This window comes from Pseudomonas sp. FBCC-B1667 (genome assembly GCF_059133255.1).
The window spans coordinates 5,932,237-5,952,686 of sequence record NZ_CP101437.1 but is presented as its reverse complement, the minus strand read 5'-3'; the positions used below and the strand labels follow the sequence as shown (position 1 = coordinate 5,952,686).

Genomic DNA, 20,450 nt, shown 5'->3' with positions numbered 1-20,450 from the left:
TCAGACCTTCACTTCCTCCACCGGCACATGCATGCGATCGCGATTGGCCAACGTCGGGAACAGTTTCACCCAGGCCCCGGTCACCACCAGCGTGCCGATCCCGCCCATGACCACTGCCGGCACGGTGCCGAGCCAGTGGGCGGTCAGCCCGGATTCGAATTCGCCCAACTGGTTCGAGGCGCCGATGAAGAGGCCGTTCACGGCGCTGACCCGGCCGCGCATGTCGTCCGGGGTTTCCAGTTGCACGAACGAGGCGCGGATCACCATGCTGATCATGTCGGCCGCGCCCAGCACCACCAGCACCGCGAGCGAGAACCAGAACGAGGTCGACAGACCGAACGCGATCGTGGCGACGCCGAACACACCGACGGCGGTGAACATCACCCTTCCGACGTTGCGCTCAACCGCGAACCGCGCCAGGAACAGCGACATCAACAGTGCGCCGACGGCCGGCGCAGAACGCAGCAGGCCAAGCCCCCAAGGGCCGGTCAGCAGGATGTCCTTGGCAAACACCGGCAGCAGCGCCGTCGCGCCACCGAGCAAGACCGCAAACAGGTCCAGTGAGATCGCCCCGAGAATGTCCGGGCGACTGCGAATGAAACGGATACCCGCCAGCAGCGAATCCAGCGTCGCCTTGCCCTTGTTCAGCGGCGTCTGCCGGGCCGGCAAGTTGAGCATCAACCCGCAGGCAATGAGGTAGAGGATTACTGTCGGGCCATACACCCAGACGCTGCCGAACGCGTAGAGCAAACCGCCGAGCGCCGGGGCGACGATGGTCGCGGATTGTTGCGCCGATTGTGCGGCGGCCACCGCGCGAGGAAACAGCGCACTGGGTACGATGCTCGGCAGCAGGGCTTGAGTGGTGGGCATTTCGAAAGAGCGCGCAGCACCGAGCAAGAACGCGAGGATGAAAATCATTTCCCGGGTGACGTGATCGGTGGCACTGCCGATGGCCAGTGACAGCGCGATCAACGCTTGCAGCGACTGGCAGATCGCCGCGACTTTGCGCCGGTCATAACGGTCCGCGACGTGCCCGGTGTGCAGCATGAACAGCACGCGCGGGGCGAATTCCACCAACCCCACCAGGCCCAGATCGAGCACGTTGCCGGTCAACTGGTACAAGTTCCAACCGATGGCCACGGTGAGCATCTGAAAACCGCTGGCAGTAAACACCCGAGCCAGCCAGAACGCGATGAAAGGGCGGTGATGACGTAACAGCAAGGGCGCTTGGCTGGGCATCTGCGGGGAAATCTGGGAGAGGGATAGGGCGAGGTTATCACCAACCTGTAACCAGAAGTTGCGGCCACCGAAAATATACTTAGCTAGACACCGATCTCGAAAACACGCCCGTTTTCCCCTGTGTGAGTGAGCCTGTTCGCAATCGCGGTGCATCAATCGACCTCGCTGTGCCTGACACGGCGCTTCGCGAGCAGGCTCGCTTCCACAGGGAAAGTAGTGCGACGCGTGTCGAAGGTCATGAGGCAACTTGTCACGCGGCAAAAGACCACGCGGTTCATCACCGGAAATGGGACTACTCTTTCAACGTTGATTGATCCAGATCAAAACCCTTCAAGGAATTGATCCGGCGGCCACCAGGCCAGACTCCCTGCGTTGTGAGGCTATCAATAAAAAGAACGAATTCGAATTCGCCGCACTCCATAACCGTGGGGGCCGTTGCGTGCAGGCTTCCAGCCAGCAGCCGTATTACCTGACAGAGGAAGACTTATGTTCGGTTTAGAGGCACTTGATCTCGCCCGAATGCAGTTCGCGTTTACCATCTCTTTTCACATCCTGTTCCCGGCCATCACCATTGGCCTGGCGAGTTACCTGGCGGTGCTCGAAGGTTTGTGGCTGAAAACCCATAACGACACTTACCGCGACCTGTATCACTTCTGGTCGAAGATCTTTGCCGTCAACTTCGGCATGGGGGTGGTCTCCGGGCTGGTGATGGCGTATCAGTTCGGCACCAACTGGAGTCGTTTTTCGGACTTCGCCGGATCGGTGACCGGACCACTGCTGACCTACGAGGTGCTGACCGCGTTCTTCCTCGAAGCCGGTTTCCTCGGGGTCATGCTGTTTGGCTGGAACAAGGTCGGGCGCAAGCTGCACTTCTTTGCCACGGTCATGGTGGCCATCGGCACGCTGATCTCGACCTTCTGGATCCTGGCGTCCAACAGCTGGATGCAAACCCCACAGGGTTTCGAAATCGTCAACGGTCAGGTGATCCCCACCGACTGGCTGGCGGTGATCTTCAACCCTTCGTTCCCGTATCGCCTCATGCACATGGCGACGGCGGCGTTCGTCGCCACCGCATTCTTCGTCGGCTCCTCGGCAGCCTGGCACCTGCTGCGCGGCAAGGACAACCCGGCCATCCGCACCATGCTGTCGATGGCCATGTGGATGGCCTTGATTGTGGCGCCGATTCAAGCCGTGATCGGTGACTTCCATGGCCTCAATACCCTCAAGCATCAGCCGGCGAAAATTGCGGCGATTGAAGGGCACTGGGAAAACATCGGCGATGAACCGACGCCGTTGATCCTGTTCGGCTGGCCGGACATGAAAGAAGAGAGAACCAGATTTGCTGTCGAAATTCCGTATCTGGGCAGCCTGATTCTCACTCACTCGCTGGACAAGCAAGTCCCGGCGCTCAAGGAGTTCCCGCCTGAAGACCGGCCCAATTCGACCATCGTGTTCTGGTCGTTCCGGACCATGGTGGGCCTCGGCTTGCTGATGATCTTCACCGGTTTGTGGAGCCTATGGCTGCGCAAGAGCGACAAGCTCTACACCTCGCGACCGTTCCTTTACCTGGCATTGTGGATGGGCCCGTCGGGCCTGATCGCGATCCTCGCGGGTTGGTTTACCACCGAAATCGGCCGTCAGCCGTGGGTGGTCTACGGTCTGATGCGCACGGCGGACGCCTCTTCCAACCATAGTTTCCTGCAGATGAGCATCACGTTGATTCTGTTTGTCGTTGTGTATTTCGCGCTGTTCGGTGCCGGCCTGGGCTACATGATGCGCCTGGTGCGCAAAGGGCCGAAGATCGACGAAGGCAAGGAAACCAACGACGGTGGTCCTGGCAAGAAACGTACGCCCGCCCGTCCGTTGTCCGCCGCTGACGATGATGGCGCCGACAGTGACCACAGCCTGACCAAGGAGATTTGAGTCATGGGTATTGATCTTCCGCTGATCTGGGCCGTGATCATCATCTTCGGCATCATGATGTACGTGGTCATGGACGGCTTCGACCTGGGGATCGGGATTCTCTTCCCGTTCATCCCGGGCAAGACCGACCGTGATGTGATGATGAACACGGTCGCCCCGGTCTGGGACGGTAATGAAACCTGGCTGGTACTGGGCGGTGCCGCGTTGTTTGGCGCCTTCCCGCTGGCCTATTCGGTGGTGCTTTCGGCGTTGTACCTGCCACTGATCCTGATGCTGATCGGCTTAATCTTCCGGGGCGTGGCCTTCGAGTTTCGTTTCAAGGCCAGGGATGACAAACGTCACCTCTGGGACAAGGCCTTCATCGGCGGCTCCGTCACCGCGACCTTCTTCCAGGGCGTGGCATTGGGCGCTTTCATTGATGGGTTGCCAGTGGTCAATCGCCAGTTTGCCGGTGGCTCACTGGACTGGCTGACGCCGTTCACCCTGTTTTGCGGCGTGGCGCTGGTGGTGGCTTATGCGCTGCTCGGTTGCACATGGCTGATCATGAAGACCGAAGGCAAGTTGCAAGAGCAGATGCACAACCTGGCGCGACCGCTGGCGTTCGTGGTGTTGGCGGTGATCGGTATCGTCAGCATCTGGACGCCGCTGGCTCACGCCGAAATCGCCGCGCGCTGGTTCACGCTGCCCAATCTGTTCTGGTTCATGCCGGTGCCGATTCTGGTGCTGGTGACCATGTATGGCTTGATCCGCGCCGTCGCCCGTAATGCGCACTACACGCCGTTTCTGTTGACGCTGGTGCTGATCTTCCTCGGCTACAGCGGTTTGGGCATCAGCCTGTGGCCGAACATCGTGCCGCCGTCGATCTCGATCTGGGACGCCGCCGCGCCACCGCAAAGCCAGGGCTTCATGCTGGTGGGCACGTTGTTCATCATCCCGTTCATCCTGGGTTACACCTTCTGGAGCTACTACGTGTTCCGCGGCAAGGTGACTCACGAAGACGGTTATCACTGACACTGTGGGAGCGAGCATGCTCGCGATGGCGCCCTGACAGGCGCCATCGATCTACCTGAGGATCGATGCAATGACCGGTAAACATTCCCTGCACGACATTGAAGAAGCCGAAAAAAAGCCGCTGTTGCAACGGCTGGGGTGGCTGGCCCTGATCTGGGTCGGTAGCGTCGGCGCCCTGTTTATCGTGGCCAGCGTGATGCGTATGTTCATGAATGCGGCAGGCCTGACCACACACTGAAGATCCCATCCCGTTGCCTTGGAGGCACGGATTTACAACCCTCCTGCGTGGAGGGTTTTTTTTGCTCCGGTTTATTTGCGGGCTTTGAGAATCACGAATTTTGGCGTGGCGGCCACTTGTTCGACGCCGCGGAACAGTCGGGCGAGCTTGCTGTGGTAACCCAGGTGGCGGTTGCCGACGATATACAGCGCGCCGCCCACCACCAGCGCCTCCCGGGCCTGCTGGAACATGCGCCAGGCGAGAAAATCGCCGACGACCTGCTGTTGATGGAACGGCGGATTGCACAACACGACGTCCAGGGATTGAGCTTCCTGCCCGGCCAGGCCGTCGCCGGCCCGCACGTTGACCGCTCTATCACCCAGCGCCGCTCGCCAGTTTTCGGCAGCCGACTGCACTGCCATGAACGACTCATCCACCAGCGTGTACTGCGCTTCGGGGTTTTGCAGCGCGCTGGCAATGGCCAGCACGCCGTTACCGCAACCGAGGTCGGCGACTCGCGCGGTGCCGAGGTTTTTCGGCAAGTGCGGCAGAAATGCCCGAGTGCCAATGTCCAGCCCTTCGCGGCAGAACACGTTGGCGTGGTTCAGCAGTTCAATGGCTGGTTCATCCAGTTGATAGCGCGAAGGGTAGGGGGACACGACCGGGGCTTTTGCTTCTGGTGTGGCGATCAATAGCCGCGCCTTTCTCACTGCCAGGGAAGCTTGTACCGGGCCGATATAGCGCTCCAGCAGATCACCGGCAGCACGTGGCAGGTGCTTGATCATCGCCGCCGCAATCACCTGCGCTCCTGGCGCCAGTTGGCCTTGCAGGCGAATCAGTTGTTCTTCCAGCAACGCCAGGGTTTTCGGCACCCGGATCAATACCCGGTCAAACGGGCCACTGAATGCTTCGCTGGCAGGCACGCTTGGCACGGCGTCAAACGCCTGGCCGTTACGGATCAGATTTTTTTCCAGCCCCTGAAAGGCCAGGAACGAGTCGCCACTGCTGATCACCCGGACCTTGCCCGCGAGGCTGGCGGCCACTGCACCAAAACTGTCGTTCAATACCAGTACCCGAGTCTCGGCCGAAGGTTGTTGTTCGGCCAGGTGGTTGAGCAAGTATTCGTCGGCAGCATCGAACGCTTGCAGCGGTTCATTCTGCTGTTCTGGCTGACGGATCAGGTCGAGTTGGGCGAAGGGTGTTTCGAGCAGGGGCATGAGGCGGGGCTCTGGGTAGTCAACGGGGGTATGTCCCGCTGCCGGAGGCGTTGTAGCGGGCGGGTCCGTCCGAGTGCACGGCGTCGTGAAGTGACACACGACAGCACTCAGTGGGACCGCAGATGGTACGTTTTTTTCTGCTGGATTACTCGCGGGTTTTCCGCAACGCGTGTGGTTTCAGATGGCGCCAGCCCTCACTGCCTTTATCACCGCCGCAATCTTGTTGTTTACGCCAAATTTCTGGATGGCGTTGCGCACATGGTGATTGATAGTGCGCTCACTGATGCTCAGGATTCTGGAGCACTCGTAAGCTGTCTTGCCGTCGGCGGACAATTTCAGGATTTCGATTTCGCGCGTTGATAAACGAGGCGTGTTCGCCGTCGGCAGGCGTTGGCGCAGTTTTTGAGCCACGAGTTTATGCAACTGCTGGCTGATGAAAATGGCATAGCCCAGGTTTTCATACAGCTCATAGGCCGAGATCGGGCTGCTGCTTCTGGCCATGCTGAACATGCTGCGAAGACCGCTGTCATCATGAACCGATTGTGACCAGCCGTGCTGCAGACCTTGTTGTTTTTGCGCCAGCCTCAGCTGAGGTGTCTTTGAGAAGACTTCGTCTTCCCAGAGAATGGGCTGCTCTGATTGATTGCAATGAGCTAATATTGGATCGATGTCAACGTAGTGTTCTTGTTCATATTTCGTATTCCAGTCGAAAGGGTAGTTGTTAAAGTTGACGGTATCGTGAAGATGCCGGGCGGCCGGGGATGTAATTGAAAAAGAGCAGAAATTGAAGCCGAGATTCTGGATAAGATCGAGTGAGATCTCATAGGCAGACTTGATTTCTCTGGCATCGGATATCTGTCTTAATTGTGACTCCTTCCACATTTCCATTGTAGAAACTCCACGCGAATATCTTGGGGTGTGAATTGGATCCAAGATCCAACTCGACCAGAGTGTAGGAGCAATCCTACAAATACGCTGCAATTTTTTCGCTCTTGAAAGTTATCGACAGTGCATATCTGGTTCTTAGCTGTTCAGGTTCATGAAATTAATTTCACATGGTGTATATCATTCTACTTGTTGTATTTGTATAACTTTGATCAGTGGCATTTACACTGCGTAATCAACTGTACAACTAATACACTAGGCGGTAGGCCTCATCTCCAAAAGACACTACAAATCACCGGTGTTTACATCGCCGGCTTTGCGCGACACTGGAGGTACCAGTTCAATGGAGCGTCCCATGACCGCCAGTGCCGAAAAATTCACTCGCCAAACCTTGCTCGACGTCCAGCCGTTGACCCCCAACCTGTTCACCCTTCGAGCCACGAGAGATGCGGGCTTTCGCTTCAGGGCCGGGCAGTTCGCCCGACTAGGTGTCATCAAGGCCGATGGCAGTACGGTCTGGCGTGCCTATTCAATGGTGTCGTCCCCCCATGACGAGTTTCTCGAGTTCTTCTCTATCGTGGTGCCGGGGGGGGAATTCACCAGCGAACTCAGTCGGCTGGAGGTGGGTGATACCGTGCTGGTCGACCGCCAGGCCTTTGGTTATTTGACCCCGGACCGCTTCGTCGATGGGCGGGATCTCTGGTTGTTATCCACAGGCACCGGCATTGCCCCGTTCCTGTCGATCCTGCAGGACTTCGAGGTGTGGGAGAAATTCGAACGCATCATCCTCGTCTACAGCGTGCGTGAGGCCCGGGAGCTGGCCTATCAGGCGCTGATCGCCGAGTTGGGGCAACGTGATTACCTGGTCGAAAACGCCCACAAATTGCAGTTCATCGCCACCGTCACTCGCGAACAACACCCTGACGCCCTGAACGGACGAATCACCACGCTGATCGAAAATGGCGAGCTGGAGCGGGCAGCAGGCGTGACGCTGACGCCCGAGCATTCGCGGGTCATGCTTTGCGGCAACCCGCAGATGATCGATGACACGCGCACGCTGCTCAAGCAGCGCGACATGCACCTGAGCCTCAGCCGACGACCCGGCCAGGTGGCTGTGGAAAACTTCTGGTAAAAACAACGGCGCCTCAGAGGGCGCCGTTTCTGATTGCAATCAGCCTTCAGGGACGATTGTTCTGGGCCTTGAGCAGATCGCGGATCTCGCTCAACAACTCTTCTTCCTTGGTCGGAACCGGCGGCAGCGTCGGGGCGGCAGCCTCTTCACGCTTCAGTTGGTTGATCGCTTTGATCCCCATGAAAATTGCGAACGCGACAATGACGAAGTCAATCATGCTCTGGATGAATTTGCCGTAGGCCAGCACCACGGCCGGGGCATTGCCTTCGGCAGCCTTGAGCGTAATGGCCAGGTCACTGAAGTCTACCCCGCCGATCAGCAAGCCAATGGGCGGCATGACCACGTCGCCGACAAACGACGTCACGATCTTGCCGAAGGCGGCACCGATGATGATACCGACGGCCATGTCGATCACATTACCTTTGACCGCGAAGGCCTTGAACTCACTTATCACGCCCATAGGTTATTTCCTTGTTACAGATGAGGTTGGTGAACGCAGTGTAATTCAGCAAAAGAGCTCGTGCTTGAAACACCTCATTACAATGCTCGTGACTATCGACCCGTCTTCCGGCAATTAGTTTGCAAAGTGCCAGCAATCGCGCGCGAAATACGCGCTAACTGACTGATTAGCGAGATAAATATCCAAATCATCACGGTGTGTTTTTTCTATTTAGGTTTTACCGGCTCGGCCTCTAGCCTCGGGTCAGCGCACTGGGAGTGCGCCTTGAAAACAGAGGAACCTGATATGACTTCTACCCTTGGCCTGGGGGCTTTTCCCCATTGGCGTACTGTTGGCGTCTTGACCGCCAGCTTGCTGTCCTTTTCCATCCATGCTGCCAACCTGACCCGTGATAACGGGGCTGCCGTAGGCGATAACCAGAACTCACAAACGGCGGGTGCCACAGGCCCGGTGTTGTTGCAGGACGTGCAACTGATCCAGAAGCTGCAGCGTTTTGACCGGGAACGCATTCCTGAACGTGTGGTGCATGCTCGTGGCACCGGCGCCCACGGCATGTTCACCGTGACCAATGACCTGAGCGACCTGACCAAGGCGAAAGTTTTTGCTGACGGGCAGAGTACACCGGTGTTCGTGCGTTTCTCCGCCGTCGTTCATGGCAACCATTCGCCGGAAACCCTGCGCGATCCGCGTGGTTTCGCCACCAAGTTCTACACCGCCGACGGCAACTGGGACCTGGTGGGAAACAATTTTCCGACCTTCTTCATCCGTGATGCGATCAAGTTTCCAGACATGGTCCACGCGTTTAAGCCAGACCCGCGTACCAACCTCGACGATGATTCGCGGCGATTTGATTTCTTCTCCCATGTGCCTGAAGCCACGCGTACCCTGACCGAGTTGTATTCCAACGCTGGCACACCGGCCAGTTATCGGGAGATGGACGGAAACGGTGTGCATGCCTACAAGTTAGTTAACGCCAACGGCGATGTGCATTATGTGAAGTTTCACTGGAAAAGTTTGCAGGGGATTAATAATCTCGATCCTGAATCGGTGTCGAAAGTTCAAGGCAAAGATTACAGTCATATGACCAATGATTTGGTCACTCATATTAACAAGGGTGACTTTCCGAAATGGGACTTGTACGTTCAGGTTGTAAAATCTCAAGACTTGTATAAGTTTGATTTCGATCCATTGGATGCGACGAAGATCTGGCCAGGAGTTCCTGAGCGAAAAGTTGGACAAATGATCCTGGATCGTAATCCTTCGAATGTCTTCCAGGAAACCGAACAAGTGGCGATGGCTCCGGCCAATCTGGTTCCCGGTATCGAGCCTTCGGAAGATCGCCTGTTGCAAGGGCGAGTGTTTTCCTATGCCGATACTCAACTCTATCGCCTGGGTGCCAACGCACAGCAATTGCCGATCAATGCGCCAAAAGTTGCCGTGAATAACGGTAATCAGGACGGCGCGATGAACACCGGTCACAGCAGCACGGGGGTGAATTACCAGCCAAGCCGCCTGATGCCCGGCGAAGAGCCCCAAGCCGCGCGCTACAGCCAATCGGCGCTGACGGGCAGCACTCAGCAGGCGAAGATCCAGCGTGAGCAAAACTTCAAGCAGGCCGGTGATCTGTATCGCTCCTTCAGCAAAAAGGAGCGCAACGACCTTTTCGAGAGTTTTGGCGGTTCGCTCGCGACAACCGATGACGAGAGCAAGCACATCATCCTGTCGTTCCTGTACAAAGCCGACCCGGAATACGGGACCGGCGTGACCAAGGTGGCCAAGGGTGACCTGAGTCGGGTCAAGGCGCTGGCGGCCAATCTGGTCGACTGATCGCGTTTGCATGAAAAGCGGGACCTCCGGTGAGGTCCCGTCGGGCCAAGGAGTGTGCGATGCGTATTTATCTGTTTGTGTCTCTGGCGTTGCTCTCGACCAGTGCTTTTTCCACCCCACGCGACGACTCGGCGGTGCTGGCTGCTCAACTGCAGGATTACTACTTCGACGCCGCCCGCCGTGGCAATGTGCCCATGCTCGACACCTTCATCGAGGCTGGATACTCGCTCGACACACGCGACACTAAGGGTTACACCGCACTGATTCTGGCGGCCTACCACGGCCAGACCGCCGCAGTGGAGCGCTTGCTCGCCGCGGGCGCGGATGCCTGTGCTCAGGACCAGCGAGGCAACACGGCATTGATGGGGGCGATTTTCAAAGGGGAAGTGCAGATTGCCCGGAGCTTGCTGTCGGCCGATTGCAGCCCCGACCAGCGCAACGGCGCGGGGCAAACGGCTGCGATGTACGCCGGATTGTTCAAGCGTGCCGAACTGCTCGACGCACTTAAGGCCAAAGGCGCGGATCTGGAGGCCGAAGATCCGTTGGGCAACAGTGCCTCGCGTCTGGCCAGCGGTGAAATCCGTACCGCCGCGCCGCGCTGATCGGCGTCAGCTGAGCTATCATCGCGGTTTTTGCCGGGAGTTCAGATGGCCAAGGCCAAGCGCATGTACGGCTGCACCGAGTGTGGCTCAACCTTCCCCAAGTGGGCCGGCCAGTGTGGTGAGTGCGGGGCCTGGAACACGCTGACCGAAACCCTGGTGGAAAGCGGTGGTGCCGCCGCCCCTGGCGGTCGAACCGGCTGGACCGGTCAACAGGCCCAAATCAAAACCCTGGCCGAAGTCAGTGTCGAAGAAATACCGCGTTTTTCCACCGCATCCAGTGAACTCGATCGGGTGCTGGGCGGTGGCTTGGTCGACGGTTCGGTGGTGCTGATCGGCGGTGACCCGGGGATCGGTAAATCGACCATTCTGTTGCAAACCTTGTGCAACCTCGCCAAGAGCATGCCGGCGCTGTATGTCACCGGCGAAGAATCGCAGCAACAAGTGGCCATGCGCGCCCGCCGGTTGGGCTTGCCGCAGGACCAATTGCGCGTGATGACCGAAACCTGCATCGAAACCATCATCGCCACGGCCCGGGTGGAAAAGCCCAAAGTCATGGTGATCGACTCGATCCAGACGATCTTCACCGAACAACTGCAATCGGCACCGGGCGGCGTCTCTCAGGTGCGCGAAAGTGCGGCCTTGCTGGTGCGTTATGCCAAGCAGAGCGGCACCGCGATTTTCCTCGTCGGTCACGTGACCAAGGAAGGCGCACTGGCCGGTCCCCGTGTGCTGGAGCACATGGTCGACACTGTGCTGTATTTCGAAGGCGAATCGGATGGGCGCTTGCGTTTGTTGCGTGCGGTGAAAAACCGTTTCGGCGCGGTCAACGAATTGGGTGTGTTCGGCATGACGGACAAGGGTCTGAAAGAAGTCTCCAACCCTTCGGCGATTTTTCTCACACGCGCTCAGGAAGAAGTGCCGGGCAGTGTGGTCATGGCAACGTGGGAAGGGACGCGGCCCATGCTGGTGGAAGTGCAGGCCTTGGTGGATGACAGCCATCTGGCCAACCCGCGCCGGGTCACGCTGGGACTGGATCAGAATCGCCTGGCGATGTTGTTGGCCGTTCTGCACCGTCACGGCGGCATTCCGACCCACGATCAGGACGTGTTTCTCAACGTGGTCGGTGGTGTGAAAGTGCTGGAGACCGCTTCGGACCTGGCCTTGATGGCGGCCGTCATGTCCAGTTTGCGTAACCGGCCATTGCCGCATGATTTGTTGGTATTTGGCGAAGTCGGGCTATCCGGCGAAGTACGCCCGGTGCCCAGCGGTCAGGAACGCCTGAAAGAAGCCGCCAAGCACGGCTTCAAACGCGCCATCGTGCCCAAGGGCAATGCGCCGAAAGAGGCGCCGCCGGGGTTGCAGATTATTGCCGTTACTCGTCTGGAACAGGCCCTCGACGCCTTGTTTGAATAAACCACATTGGAGTTGCGGCAACCTTCAGACTTCGATCAAGGCGCCCAGCTCACGTTCCAGCTCTTGCGGGTCACCCAGGTTGAATTCGATCAACCGCCGCAGGCGCTGGATGGATTCCAGGCTGATGTGTTTGCAGACAAAGCCGAGTTGGCCATGGTCATCGTGGGTCAGTAGCACATCCATCTTGATCGCGTCGTCAGGCGCCAGATGAACCTCAACGCAGAAGTGATGCTCCCGATTGCCCAGCCACGGCTCGGGCTTCTCGACCAACAGCCCCTTGAGCGACAGATCAATCAACTTCACCTGCCAGATGTATTCGTCCTGGCGCAGTTCGGTTTGGGCGTCGAACGCGATACGTTTGAAGCGGCGACGGTCGGCGGCGTGTTCGCTCATGGCGCAATCCTCGGAAAGGTACGCTGACTATAGACCCGCATTATTAAAGCCTGCCAGCGCAGGCGGACGTCTAGACCAATGTCGGGGTATGGCCTTTGCCGTCAGGGGAGCTAAACTCGGGGTGGCTGTCTTTCTTGTCCACTCTGGCTGGAATCATAAAATGAAAAATAATAATAGCCTGCTACGCCATTTACCCTGGCTGCTGCTGGCAATTGTCGGTGCGTGCGCCCTGGGTGTAGTGGCATTGCGCCGAGGTGAGGCGATCAACGCCTTGTGGATTGTGGTCGCTGCCGTGGCCATTTATCTGGTTGCGTATCGCTACTACAGTCTGTTCATCGCAAACAACGTGATGCAACTCGACCCGCGACGGGCCACCCCCGCCGTACTCAATAATGACGGTCTGGACTACGTTCCGACCAACAAACACATCCTTTTCGGACACCACTTCGCGGCCATCGCTGGCGCGGGGCCGCTGGTCGGGCCGGTGTTGGCGGCGCAAATGGGCTATTTGCCGGGCACGCTGTGGCTGATCGCCGGCGTCGTGCTGGCCGGTGCGGTTCAGGACTTCATGGTCCTGTTCATGTCGACCCGCCGCAACGGTCGTTCGCTGGGCGACATGGTCCGTGAAGAAATGGGCCGCATCCCCGGCACCATCGCGCTGTTCGGCTGCTTCCTGATCATGATCATCATCCTCGCGGTGCTGGCGCTGATCGTGGTGAAAGCGCTGGCCGAAAGCCCGTGGGGCATTTTCACGGTAATGGCGACCATCCCGATTGCGATGTTCATGGGCATTTACATGCGCTACATCCGCCCGGGCCGCATCGGTGAAATCTCCGTGGTCGGCGTGGCGTTGCTGCTGGGTTCGATCTGGCTCGGTGGGCAAATTGCGGCTGATCCGGTCTGGGCCAAGGCGTTCAGCTTCACCGGGATCCAGATTACCTGGATGCTGATCGGCTACGGTTTTGTTGCCGCGGTATTGCCGGTGTGGCTGATTCTGGCCCCGCGCGACTACCTGTCGACGTTCCTGAAGATCGGCACCATCGTCGCCTTGGCCATCGGCATTCTGGTGACCATGCCCGAGCTGAAAATGCCGGCGCTGACCCAGTTCATCGACGGCACTGGCCCGGTGTGGAAAGGTGGCTTGTTCCCGTTCCTGTTCATCACCATCGCCTGTGGCGCGGTCTCGGGTTTCCATGCGCTGATCTCTTCCGGCACCACGCCGAAGCTGCTGGATAACGAAGTCAATTCCCGTTACATCGGTTACGGCGCGATGTTGATGGAGTCCTTCGTTGCCATCATGGCCATGGTTGCCGCCTCGGTGATCGAACCGGGCGTGTACTTCGCCATGAACAGCCCGGCTGCTGTGGTCGGTGGTGACATCGTAGCGGTCGCGCAAACCGTCAGCAGCTGGGGTTTTGCGATTACCCCGGAGGCCCTGCAAGCGGTGGCCCATGACATCGGCGAAACCACCATCCTGGCACGTGCCGGTGGGGCGCCGACCCTGGCGGTCGGTATCGCACAGATCCTGCACAGTGTCCTGCCGGGTGAAAACACCATGGCGTTCTGGTACCACTTCGCAATCCTGTTCGAAGCGCTGTTCATCCTGACCGCGGTTGACGCCGGCACCCGTGCCGGTCGTTTCATGCTCCAGGATTTGCTCGGTTCCTTCGTCCCGGCGCTGAAACGTACCGAATCCTGGGCTGCCAACCTGATCGCCACCGGCGGTTGCGTGGCGATGTGGGGCTGGTTGTTGTACCAGGGCGTGATTGACCCATTGGGTGGGATCAACACCTTGTGGCCGCTGTTTGGTATCTCCAACCAGATGCTGGCGGGTATCGCGCTGATGCTGGCAACGGTTGTGCTGATCAAAATGAAGCGCCAGCGCTACATCTGGGTGACCATGCTGCCGGCGGTCTGGCTGCTGATTTGCACCGTGACCGCCGGCTTCATCAAGCTGTTCGACGCCAATCCGGCCATCGGCTTCCTGTCGCTGGCGAAGAAATACAGCGACGCGCTGGCCAATGGTCAGCTCCTCGCCCCGGCCAAGGACATTACGCAGATGCAACACGTGATCTTCAACGCCTACACCAACGCCACGCTGACGGCGCTGTTCCTGTTCGTGGTCTTCAGTATCCTGTTCTACGCACTCAAGGTCGGCATCGGCGCATGGGGTACGAAAGAGCGTACGGATAAAGAAGCGCCATTCCAGGCCCTGCCGGACGCGTAATCGAGGATTGCAAACATGTTCAATGACCTGAGTCGCCTCGGTAAATACCTCGGTCAGGCCGCGCGCCTGATGGTCGGCATGCCCGACTACGACACCTATGTCGAGCATATGCAAACCAAACACCCGGACAAACCAGTGATGAGCTACGAGATGTTCTTCCGTGAACGTCAGGAAGCTCGTTACGGTGGCAAGGGTGGGCCGAAGTGCTGTTGATCCGACAGCGAGATTGATGCAATCCCTGTGGGAGCGGGCTTGCCCGCGAAGAGGCCTTGTCAGTCGACATAATGTTGAATGACATTCCGCTTTCGCGAGCAAGCCCGCTCCCACATTTGTTTTGTGTTGTTTGTTAACTCTGTAAAACAGGAGAAACCGTTTGTCCTCTCCCATCCCCGTCACGATCCTCAGTGGCTTCCTCGGCGCTGGCAAGACCACGCTGTTGCGTCACCTGCTCAAAGCCGAGCACGGGCTGAAAATCGCCGTGATCGAAAACGAATTCAGTGATGCCGGTATCGACACCCAGTTGTTGGGCGACGAGCCGGTACAAGTCATGACGCTGTCCAACGGCTGCGTCTGCTGCACCATCCACACCGACCTGACCAAAGCGCTGTACCTGTTGCTCGAGCGCCTGGACAGCGGTGATATCGTCTTCGACCGTCTGGTGATCGAGTGCACCGGCCTGGCCGATCCGGCGCCGGTGGCGCAAACCTTTTTCATCGACGAGGAACTGCGCGAGCGCTACATCCTGGACGGCATTATTACCCTGGTAGACGCGGCGCATGCCGAAACGCACCTGACGCAAACCATCGCCCAAGCGCAAATCGGTTTCGCCGACCGCTTGCTGGTGAGCAAGCGTGATCTGGTGGACGAGCCGACGTTCACCGCATTGAGTGAGCGCCTGACCCGTATCAACCGTCGCGCACCGATCCGGGTGGTCGATCACGGCCAGATCGACCTGGGCGAATTGCTCGACGTGCGCGGATTCAATCTGAATGCCGACCTCGGCGGTGGCGTGAGTTTGCGCCCGGTCAGCAAAGCGCCGTCCATTGACCGCATTTCCAGCCTGGTGCTGCGTACCGACAAGCCGCTGGATATCGACAAGCTCAGCGAGTTCATGAACGAATTGCTGGAAGACCACGGCAAGCAATTGCTGCGTTACAAAGGCGTGTTGAATATTGTCGACGAGCCGCGGCGGATGGTGTTTCAGGGTGTCCTGAAGTTGTACGGGTTCGACTGGGACACGGAATGGGCGGAGGGCGAGGCGCGGGAAAGCGTGATCGTGTTTATTGCCGATGACTTGCCGGAAGAGAAAATACGTGAGGGGTTTGCGCGGGTGGCGGCAGAGTAAGGCAGAAATCTTCAGCGTTTTTGAGGACCCCTTCGCGAGCAAGCCCGCTCCCACAGGGGATTGCGTTCCAAATGTGGGAGCGGGCTTGCTCGCGAAGGCGATCTAACCGGCAACACGATTTTGGCCAAGTGTCGGTCCGCAGTTCAGCAAACTCCTCTCCAGATAATCCAGATGCTGGCTCAGCGATGTCACCGCCGTCACCGCATCTTGGCGCGCCACCGCGTCCAAAATCCCCTCATGCACCTGCCAATTGCAATAACCCTCCAACCATCCCTCGAACTGCGCAACGGCCAGCGATGTCAGCGGCACCAGACTGTCCAGAAAATGCGCCAAAGGCGCATTCCCGGCCATTTTTGCCAGCTGTAAATGAAACTCCCCCGACAATCGAATCGCCGAACCACGCGCGGTACATTCACGCGCGCTATCGATCAACGCTTCCAGGCGATTCAACGCGTGCGGGCAAGGGTGCTGACACGCCAACCGCACCAGCGTGATCTCGGCCAGCCGCCGTGCATGCAACGTTTGCCGGACCTGCTCGACATCCAGCGCCGCAACTCGGGGCCGATGATTGACCCGAAGTACGACAATCTGCTGATGAGCCAATCGCGTCAGCACACCGCGGATATCACCGCGTCGAACATCAAACATCTGCGCCAGGCTTTCTTCGGTAAAACGACTGCCCACATCAATGCGCTGTTCGAGAATCGCATCGAAAACCCGCGAATACGGATCCTCTGCCAGGGCGGGAAAGGGCAGGGCAACAAGCGTCTGCGGTGAAGCGAAGCTGTTCATGGCCGGTCTCCGGTTCCAAAGGTTTCAACTACCGAGGTTGTCGTCCGGGATGTTCAATTCGATGCCCATCCGTCGTCCTTCGCGCAGGATGTGCCGGCGCATTTCGGCACTGGCCTGTGCGCTGTTCTTGCTACGGATTGCGCGCACCACGGCTTCGTTTTCTTCCAGACGTTCGGCCAAGTGTTCCGGTGAATTACGCAGCACTTCAGCGCTTTGCTTGAGTGCGTTGCTGGTCTGCTGCACCACGCTCTGGAAAATCGGGTTCGAGGTCAGGGTGAACAATTCTTCGTGGAAGGCGATGTAGGCGTTGACCCCGGCGTCGGCGTCGTTGGCTTCCAGTGCTTCGCGCATGTCCATCAGCGTCAGGCGCAGTTGCCCGACTTCTTTGCTGCTGATCGACTGCGCCACAAGGCCGACAATGAATGGCTCAAGGGTGTAGCGCAGTTGCAGCACGTCTTCCAGGCTGGCACCGGCCACTGCGCTGTCGTGGCTTTGGCTGTCGCTGAGGTGCGCGTCCAGCACCACGACGCCTTTGCCCGGCATTGAACGCACCAGACCAAGGGTTTCCAGCACGATCACCGCTTCACGCAGGCTGGGGCGGCTGATGCCCAGTTGTTCGGCCAGTTCACGCTGCCCCGGCAGCATCTCGCCAGAACGCCACTGACCACGGGCCAGTGCGGCCCGAAGTTTTTCTACGACTGAATTGACGACCGTTGAAGTGGTAATCACGGGTTGCTCCATGGATAAAGGCAGAGGAGCCCGCCGTCGGGCAGGCTCCCACTTGATTCAAAATTCCTGCTGATGCGCCGGCGCGACGGGTTTTCTCGGCTGGAAGGTATAACCCACCTGGCCGGAAAGCACCTTGTTCGCGCGCTGGATATCGATGTCTTTCTCCCAGCGGGCGATGGCCACGGTGGCGACGCAGTTACCGATCAGGTTGGTCAGCGCCCGGCCGATGCCCATGAACCAGTCCACCGCGAGCACCAGCACCAGGCCAACCACCGGAATCGCCGGGATCGCCGTCAAGGTGGCCGCCAGGATCACCAGCGCCGAGCCGGGAATCCCATGGGCGCCTTTGGAGGTGATCAGCGACACCAGCAAAATGGTCAGCAGGTCAGTCATGGCCAGCGGCGTGCCGGTGGCGTTGGCGATGAACACGATGGCAAGGGTCAGGTAGATCGAGAAACCGTCAAGGTTGAACGAGTAACCGGTGGGAATCACCAGCCCGACCGTCGAACTGCCGATGCCCAGATGCTCAAGCTTGCGCATGATCTGCGGCAGCACGGCATCGGACGAAGCGGTGCCCATGACAATCAGCAGTTCTTCGCGCAGGTACTTGAGCAACGGCCACATCCGCAAGCCGGACAGGCGCATCACCAGGCCCAGAATCAGCGACACAAAAGCAGCGCAGGTCAGGTAAAACAGGCCGACCAGGCTGCCCAGATGCTGCAACGAATCCAGGCCATATTTGCTGGTGGTGAAGGCAATGGCGCCGAACACGCCAATCGGCGCCAGACGCACGATCATGCCCATGATGCGGAAGATCACGTGGCTCAGTTCATTGATCAGTCGGGAGATGCCTGAGGCCGCTTCGCCCACCAGGTTCAACGCGCTGCCGAACAGCACCGAAAACAGCAGCACCTGCAGAATGTTGTTGTCGGCGAAGGCGCCAATCACCGAGGTCGGGATCAGGTCCATCAGGAATTGCGTGGTGGTGTGCATGTGCTGCCCGCGCTGGGCGATGTCACCCATGTCGGCGGCGGAGAGCTGATCCAGATGAATGTTCGCGCCGCTGCCTATGCCGGTGCTGAAGGCGAACACCAGGCCGATCACCAGGGCGATGGTGGTCAGCACTTCAAAGTAGATCACTGACTTGAGGCCGATGCGCCCGACCTTTTTCAGGTCGCCGGCACCGCTGATGCCGCTGACCACCACACAAAACACGATCAGACCGATGAGCATCTTGATCAGTTTGATGAAACCGTCGCCGAGCGGTTTGAGCTGGGCCGAGTATTCAGGAAGGGTCAGCCCGCAGACGATGCCGAGCACCAGTCCGAGAACCACTTGAAGGAAGATTGAACGCGAGCACCATCTGAGCATGGGAGGAATCCTGGTCGGTGTCCTGGCGGCCTGACGCTTGAGCGCAGCAGATTCAGGACTTAATTATTGTGGTCTTACCGGTATGTCCAGTGCAGGCGCAGTCTAGGCGCAGGTTTTGCGTGATCGCAAGCGGAAATTGTGTAATTGGCATTACCGGTCTGACCAGTGGCGCTGGTCCTACAAATCCAGGACGAAAAAAAACCGGCCATCACGTGGCCGGTTTTTCTGTGCTGCAGTTCAGCGGTGCAATTAAGCGCCGTACACCGGCAGTTTCTTGCAGATAGCCTTGACCTTCTCACGAACGGCGTCGATCACCGCTTCGTTGTTCAGGTCAGCCAGGATGTCGCAGATCCAGCCGGCCAGTTCCTTGCACTCAGCTTCCTTGAAACCGCGAGTGGTCACAGCCGGAGTACCGAAGCGCAGGCCGGAGGTGACGAACGGGGAGCGTGGGTCGTTTGGCACGGAGTTCTTGTTCACGGTGATGAACGCTTTGCCCAGAGCGGCGTCGGCGTCTTTACCGGAGATTTCCTGCTTGATCAGCGACAGCAGGAACAGATGGTTTTCGGTACCGCCGGAAACCACGTCGAAACCGCGCTCGATGAACACGCCGGCCATGGCCTTGGCGTTTTTCACCACCTGTTGCTGGTAGGTCTTGAACTCAGGCTGCAGCGCTTCCTTGAAGCAGATCGCTTTAGCGGCGATCACGTGCTCCAGCGGGCCACCCTGGGCGCCCGGGAATACGGCGGAGTTCAGCTTCTTCTCGATGTCGGCGTTGGCGCGAGCCAGGATCAAGCCGCCACGTGGACCGCGCAGGGTCTTGTGCGTGGTGGTGGTCACGACGTCAGCGAAAGGCACCGGGTTCGGGTAGACGCCAGCGGCGACCAGACCGGCCACGTGGGCCATGTCGACGAACAGGTAAGCGCCCACTTTGTCGGCGATTTCGCGGAAACGCGGGAAGTCCAGAATCTGCGAGTAGGCAGAGAAGCCGGCCACGATCATTTTCGGCTTGTGCTCAACCGCCAGACGCTCGACTTCGTCGTAGTCGATCAGGCCGTTGGCGTCGATGCCGTACTGGATGGCGTTGTACAGCTTGCCCGAGGACGAAACGCTGGCGCCGTGGGTCAGGTGACCACCGTGGGCCAGGCTCATGCCCAGGATGGTGTCGCCAGCCGACAGCAGGGCCAGGTAAACGGCGCTGTTGGCTTGCGAACCGGCGTGCGGTTGAACGTTGGCGTAATCGGCGCCGAACAGTTCCTTGGCACGGTCGATAGCCAGTTGCTCGACGACGTCAACGAACTCGCAACCACCGTAGTAGCGCTTGCCCGGGTAGCCTTCGGCGTACTTGTTGGTCAGTACCGAGCCTTGAGCCTCCATCACCGCTGGGCTGGTGTAGTTTTCCGAAGCGATCAGCTCGATGTGTTCTTCCTGACGCTGAGCTTCTTGCTCCATGGCGGCAAAAAGATCGGCGTCGTACTTGGCAATAGTCAAATCACGGCTGAACATGGCGGTCCTCAAGGATCGGGGGCAGAAAAGGGGGGCATTCTAACCCAACGGGTTTTAGATGGCATATGAAAGGAGATCATGTCGCAGACAAGTGGGCTTCATGACGGGATCAGCGGTGATCATGCCGGCCTCATCGCCAGCAAGCCGGCTCCTACATTTGAAAC

Annotated in this window: 19 protein-coding genes; 10 read left to right on the top strand and 9 right to left on the bottom strand. The window is 58.7% G+C overall.

All coding sequences use genetic code 11. The features are described from left to right. The gene (locus NL116_RS27480) at nt 1-1,239 is read right to left on the bottom strand and encodes an MFS transporter (RefSeq protein WP_494374853.1); all 1,239 of its coding nucleotides are present in this window, start codon (nt 1,237-1,239) and stop codon (nt 1-3) included. A gap of 486 nt (nt 1,240-1,725) precedes the next feature. On the opposite strand from NL116_RS27480, the gene NL116_RS27475 reads away from it, so the two are divergent. The 3 genes from NL116_RS27475 (at nt 1,726) to NL116_RS27465 (ending at nt 4,411) form a co-directional block, all read left to right on the top strand. Next, nucleotides 1,726-3,162, top strand: a complete 1,437-nt coding sequence (locus tag NL116_RS27475) for a cytochrome ubiquinol oxidase subunit I (protein WP_494374852.1) — start codon at nt 1,726-1,728, stop codon at nt 3,160-3,162. A gap of 3 nt (nt 3,163-3,165) precedes the next feature. After that, on the top strand, nt 3,166-4,173 hold the full coding sequence (gene cydB, locus NL116_RS27470) for a cytochrome d ubiquinol oxidase subunit II (RefSeq protein ID WP_494374851.1): 1,008 nt from the start codon (nt 3,166-3,168) through the stop codon (nt 4,171-4,173). A 70-nt stretch (nt 4,174-4,243) separates the two neighbouring features. Then, nucleotides 4,244-4,411 (top strand): DUF2474 domain-containing protein, encoded by a 168-nt coding sequence (locus NL116_RS27465; protein WP_494374850.1) that lies wholly within the window; start codon nt 4,244-4,246, stop codon nt 4,409-4,411. Between the two features lie 71 nt (nt 4,412-4,482). Here NL116_RS27465 and NL116_RS27460 read toward each other — a convergent pair whose 3' ends face one another. Continuing rightward, a complete protein-coding gene (locus NL116_RS27460; RefSeq protein WP_494374849.1) occupies nt 4,483-5,607 on the bottom strand; it encodes a methyltransferase in 1,125 nt (374 codons plus the stop codon). Between the two features lie 177 nt (nt 5,608-5,784). Then, on the bottom strand, nt 5,785-6,495 hold the full coding sequence (locus NL116_RS27455; RefSeq protein ID WP_494374848.1) for an autoinducer binding domain-containing protein: 711 nt from the start codon (nt 6,493-6,495) through the stop codon (nt 5,785-5,787). Nucleotides 6,496-6,847: 352 nt separating this feature from the next. Here NL116_RS27455 and NL116_RS27450 point away from each other — a divergent pair, with 352 nt between their 5' ends. After that, nucleotides 6,848-7,624 carry a ferredoxin--NADP reductase gene (locus NL116_RS27450; RefSeq protein WP_494374847.1) on the top strand — a complete coding sequence of 259 codons (777 nt, stop codon included), beginning with the start codon at nt 6,848-6,850 and terminating at the stop codon, nt 7,622-7,624. Nucleotides 7,625-7,670: 46 nt separating this feature from the next. Here NL116_RS27450 and mscL read toward each other — a convergent pair whose 3' ends face one another. Beyond that, nucleotides 7,671-8,084 carry a large-conductance mechanosensitive channel protein MscL gene (gene mscL, locus NL116_RS27445; protein WP_310270652.1) on the bottom strand — a complete coding sequence of 138 codons (414 nt, stop codon included), beginning with the start codon at nt 8,082-8,084 and terminating at the stop codon, nt 7,671-7,673. A 285-nt stretch (nt 8,085-8,369) separates the two neighbouring features. Between mscL and NL116_RS27440 the strand changes: the two genes are divergently transcribed. The 3 genes from NL116_RS27440 to radA are packed head-to-tail and all read left to right on the top strand — an operon-like array spanning nt 8,370 to nt 11,926. Beyond that, nucleotides 8,370-9,911: a catalase gene (locus NL116_RS27440; RefSeq protein ID WP_494374846.1), complete on the top strand. Its 1,542-nt coding sequence runs from the start codon at nt 8,370-8,372 to the stop codon at nt 9,909-9,911. Between the two features lie 59 nt (nt 9,912-9,970). After that, a complete protein-coding gene (locus tag NL116_RS27435; protein ID WP_494374845.1) occupies nt 9,971-10,513 on the top strand; it encodes an ankyrin repeat domain-containing protein in 543 nt (180 codons plus the stop codon). A gap of 45 nt (nt 10,514-10,558) precedes the next feature. Beyond that, a complete protein-coding gene (radA, locus tag NL116_RS27430) occupies nt 10,559-11,926 on the top strand; it encodes a DNA repair protein RadA (RefSeq protein ID WP_262164169.1) in 1,368 nt (455 codons plus the stop codon). Nucleotides 11,927-11,950: 24 nt separating this feature from the next. Here the strand turns inward: radA and NL116_RS27425 are convergent, their stop codons facing one another. Beyond that, nucleotides 11,951-12,319 (bottom strand): PilZ domain-containing protein, encoded by a 369-nt coding sequence (locus NL116_RS27425; protein WP_494374844.1) that lies wholly within the window; start codon nt 12,317-12,319, stop codon nt 11,951-11,953. A gap of 160 nt (nt 12,320-12,479) precedes the next feature. Here NL116_RS27425 and NL116_RS27420 point away from each other — a divergent pair, with 160 nt between their 5' ends. The 3 genes from NL116_RS27420 (at nt 12,480) to yjiA (ending at nt 15,891) form a co-directional block, all read left to right on the top strand. After that, entirely contained in the window at nt 12,480-14,546 is a 2,067-nt protein-coding gene (locus NL116_RS27420) for a carbon starvation CstA family protein (protein ID WP_494374843.1), read from the top strand. Nucleotides 14,547-14,561: 15 nt separating this feature from the next. Continuing rightward, nucleotides 14,562-14,759 (top strand): YbdD/YjiX family protein, encoded by a 198-nt coding sequence (locus NL116_RS27415; protein WP_003228401.1) that lies wholly within the window; start codon nt 14,562-14,564, stop codon nt 14,757-14,759. Between the two features lie 160 nt (nt 14,760-14,919). After that, nucleotides 14,920-15,891, top strand: a complete 972-nt coding sequence (gene yjiA / locus NL116_RS27410) for a GTPase (protein WP_494374842.1) — start codon at nt 14,920-14,922, stop codon at nt 15,889-15,891. A gap of 102 nt (nt 15,892-15,993) precedes the next feature. On the opposite strand, the gene NL116_RS27405 is transcribed toward yjiA, so the two are convergent. The 4 genes from NL116_RS27405 to glyA all read right to left on the bottom strand — a co-directional run bounded on the left by NL116_RS27405 (nt 15,994) and on the right by glyA (nt 20,286). Further along, complete coding sequence (locus NL116_RS27405) at nt 15,994-16,683, bottom strand: GntR family transcriptional regulator (RefSeq protein WP_494374841.1); 690 nt, start codon at nt 16,681-16,683, stop codon at nt 15,994-15,996. 24 nt (nt 16,684-16,707) lie between these two features. Then, complete coding sequence (locus tag NL116_RS27400) at nt 16,708-17,412, bottom strand: FadR/GntR family transcriptional regulator (protein WP_494374840.1); 705 nt, start codon at nt 17,410-17,412, stop codon at nt 16,708-16,710. 57 nt (nt 17,413-17,469) lie between these two features. Continuing rightward, nucleotides 17,470-18,783, bottom strand: coding sequence for a C4-dicarboxylate transporter DctA (locus tag NL116_RS27395; RefSeq protein ID WP_027924217.1), 1,314 nt, complete (start codon nt 18,781-18,783; stop codon nt 17,470-17,472). A gap of 249 nt (nt 18,784-19,032) precedes the next feature. Beyond that, entirely contained in the window at nt 19,033-20,286 is a 1,254-nt protein-coding gene (gene glyA / locus NL116_RS27390) for a serine hydroxymethyltransferase (RefSeq protein ID WP_059182128.1), read from the bottom strand. Nucleotides 20,287-20,450 lie beyond the last annotated feature (164 nt).

Excerpts from the sequence above, each read along its gene's own strand:
- NL116_RS27465 (WP_494374850.1), top strand. The coding sequence starts at position 4,244 with ATGACCGGTAAACATTCCCTGCACGACATTGAAGAAGCCGAAAAAAAG.
- glyA (WP_059182128.1), bottom strand. The coding sequence starts at position 20,286 with ATGTTCAGCCGTGATTTGACTATTGCCAAGTACGACGCCGATCTTTTT.
- NL116_RS27450 (WP_494374847.1), top strand. The coding sequence starts at position 6,848 with ATGACCGCCAGTGCCGAAAAATTCACTCGCCAAACCTTGCTCGACGTC.
- NL116_RS27440 (WP_494374846.1), top strand. The coding sequence starts at position 8,370 with ATGACTTCTACCCTTGGCCTGGGGGCTTTTCCCCATTGGCGTACTGTT.
- cydB (WP_494374851.1), top strand. The coding sequence starts at position 3,166 with ATGGGTATTGATCTTCCGCTGATCTGGGCCGTGATCATCATCTTCGGC.
- NL116_RS27455 (WP_494374848.1), bottom strand. The coding sequence starts at position 6,495 with ATGGAAATGTGGAAGGAGTCACAATTAAGACAGATATCCGATGCCAGA.
- NL116_RS27425 (WP_494374844.1), bottom strand. The coding sequence starts at position 12,319 with ATGAGCGAACACGCCGCCGACCGTCGCCGCTTCAAACGTATCGCGTTC.
- NL116_RS27405 (WP_494374841.1), bottom strand. The coding sequence starts at position 16,683 with ATGAACAGCTTCGCTTCACCGCAGACGCTTGTTGCCCTGCCCTTTCCC.
- NL116_RS27460 (WP_494374849.1), bottom strand. The coding sequence starts at position 5,607 with ATGCCCCTGCTCGAAACACCCTTCGCCCAACTCGACCTGATCCGTCAG.
- NL116_RS27480 (WP_494374853.1), bottom strand. The coding sequence starts at position 1,239 with ATGCCCAGCCAAGCGCCCTTGCTGTTACGTCATCACCGCCCTTTCATC.
- radA (WP_262164169.1), top strand. The coding sequence starts at position 10,559 with ATGGCCAAGGCCAAGCGCATGTACGGCTGCACCGAGTGTGGCTCAACC.
- NL116_RS27435 (WP_494374845.1), top strand. The coding sequence starts at position 9,971 with ATGCGTATTTATCTGTTTGTGTCTCTGGCGTTGCTCTCGACCAGTGCT.
- NL116_RS27475 (WP_494374852.1), top strand. The coding sequence starts at position 1,726 with ATGTTCGGTTTAGAGGCACTTGATCTCGCCCGAATGCAGTTCGCGTTT.
- NL116_RS27415 (WP_003228401.1), top strand. The coding sequence starts at position 14,562 with ATGTTCAATGACCTGAGTCGCCTCGGTAAATACCTCGGTCAGGCCGCG.
- mscL (WP_310270652.1), bottom strand. The coding sequence starts at position 8,084 with ATGGGCGTGATAAGTGAGTTCAAGGCCTTCGCGGTCAAAGGTAATGTG.
- NL116_RS27395 (WP_027924217.1), bottom strand. The coding sequence starts at position 18,783 with ATGCTCAGATGGTGCTCGCGTTCAATCTTCCTTCAAGTGGTTCTCGGA.
- NL116_RS27420 (WP_494374843.1), top strand. The coding sequence starts at position 12,480 with ATGAAAAATAATAATAGCCTGCTACGCCATTTACCCTGGCTGCTGCTG.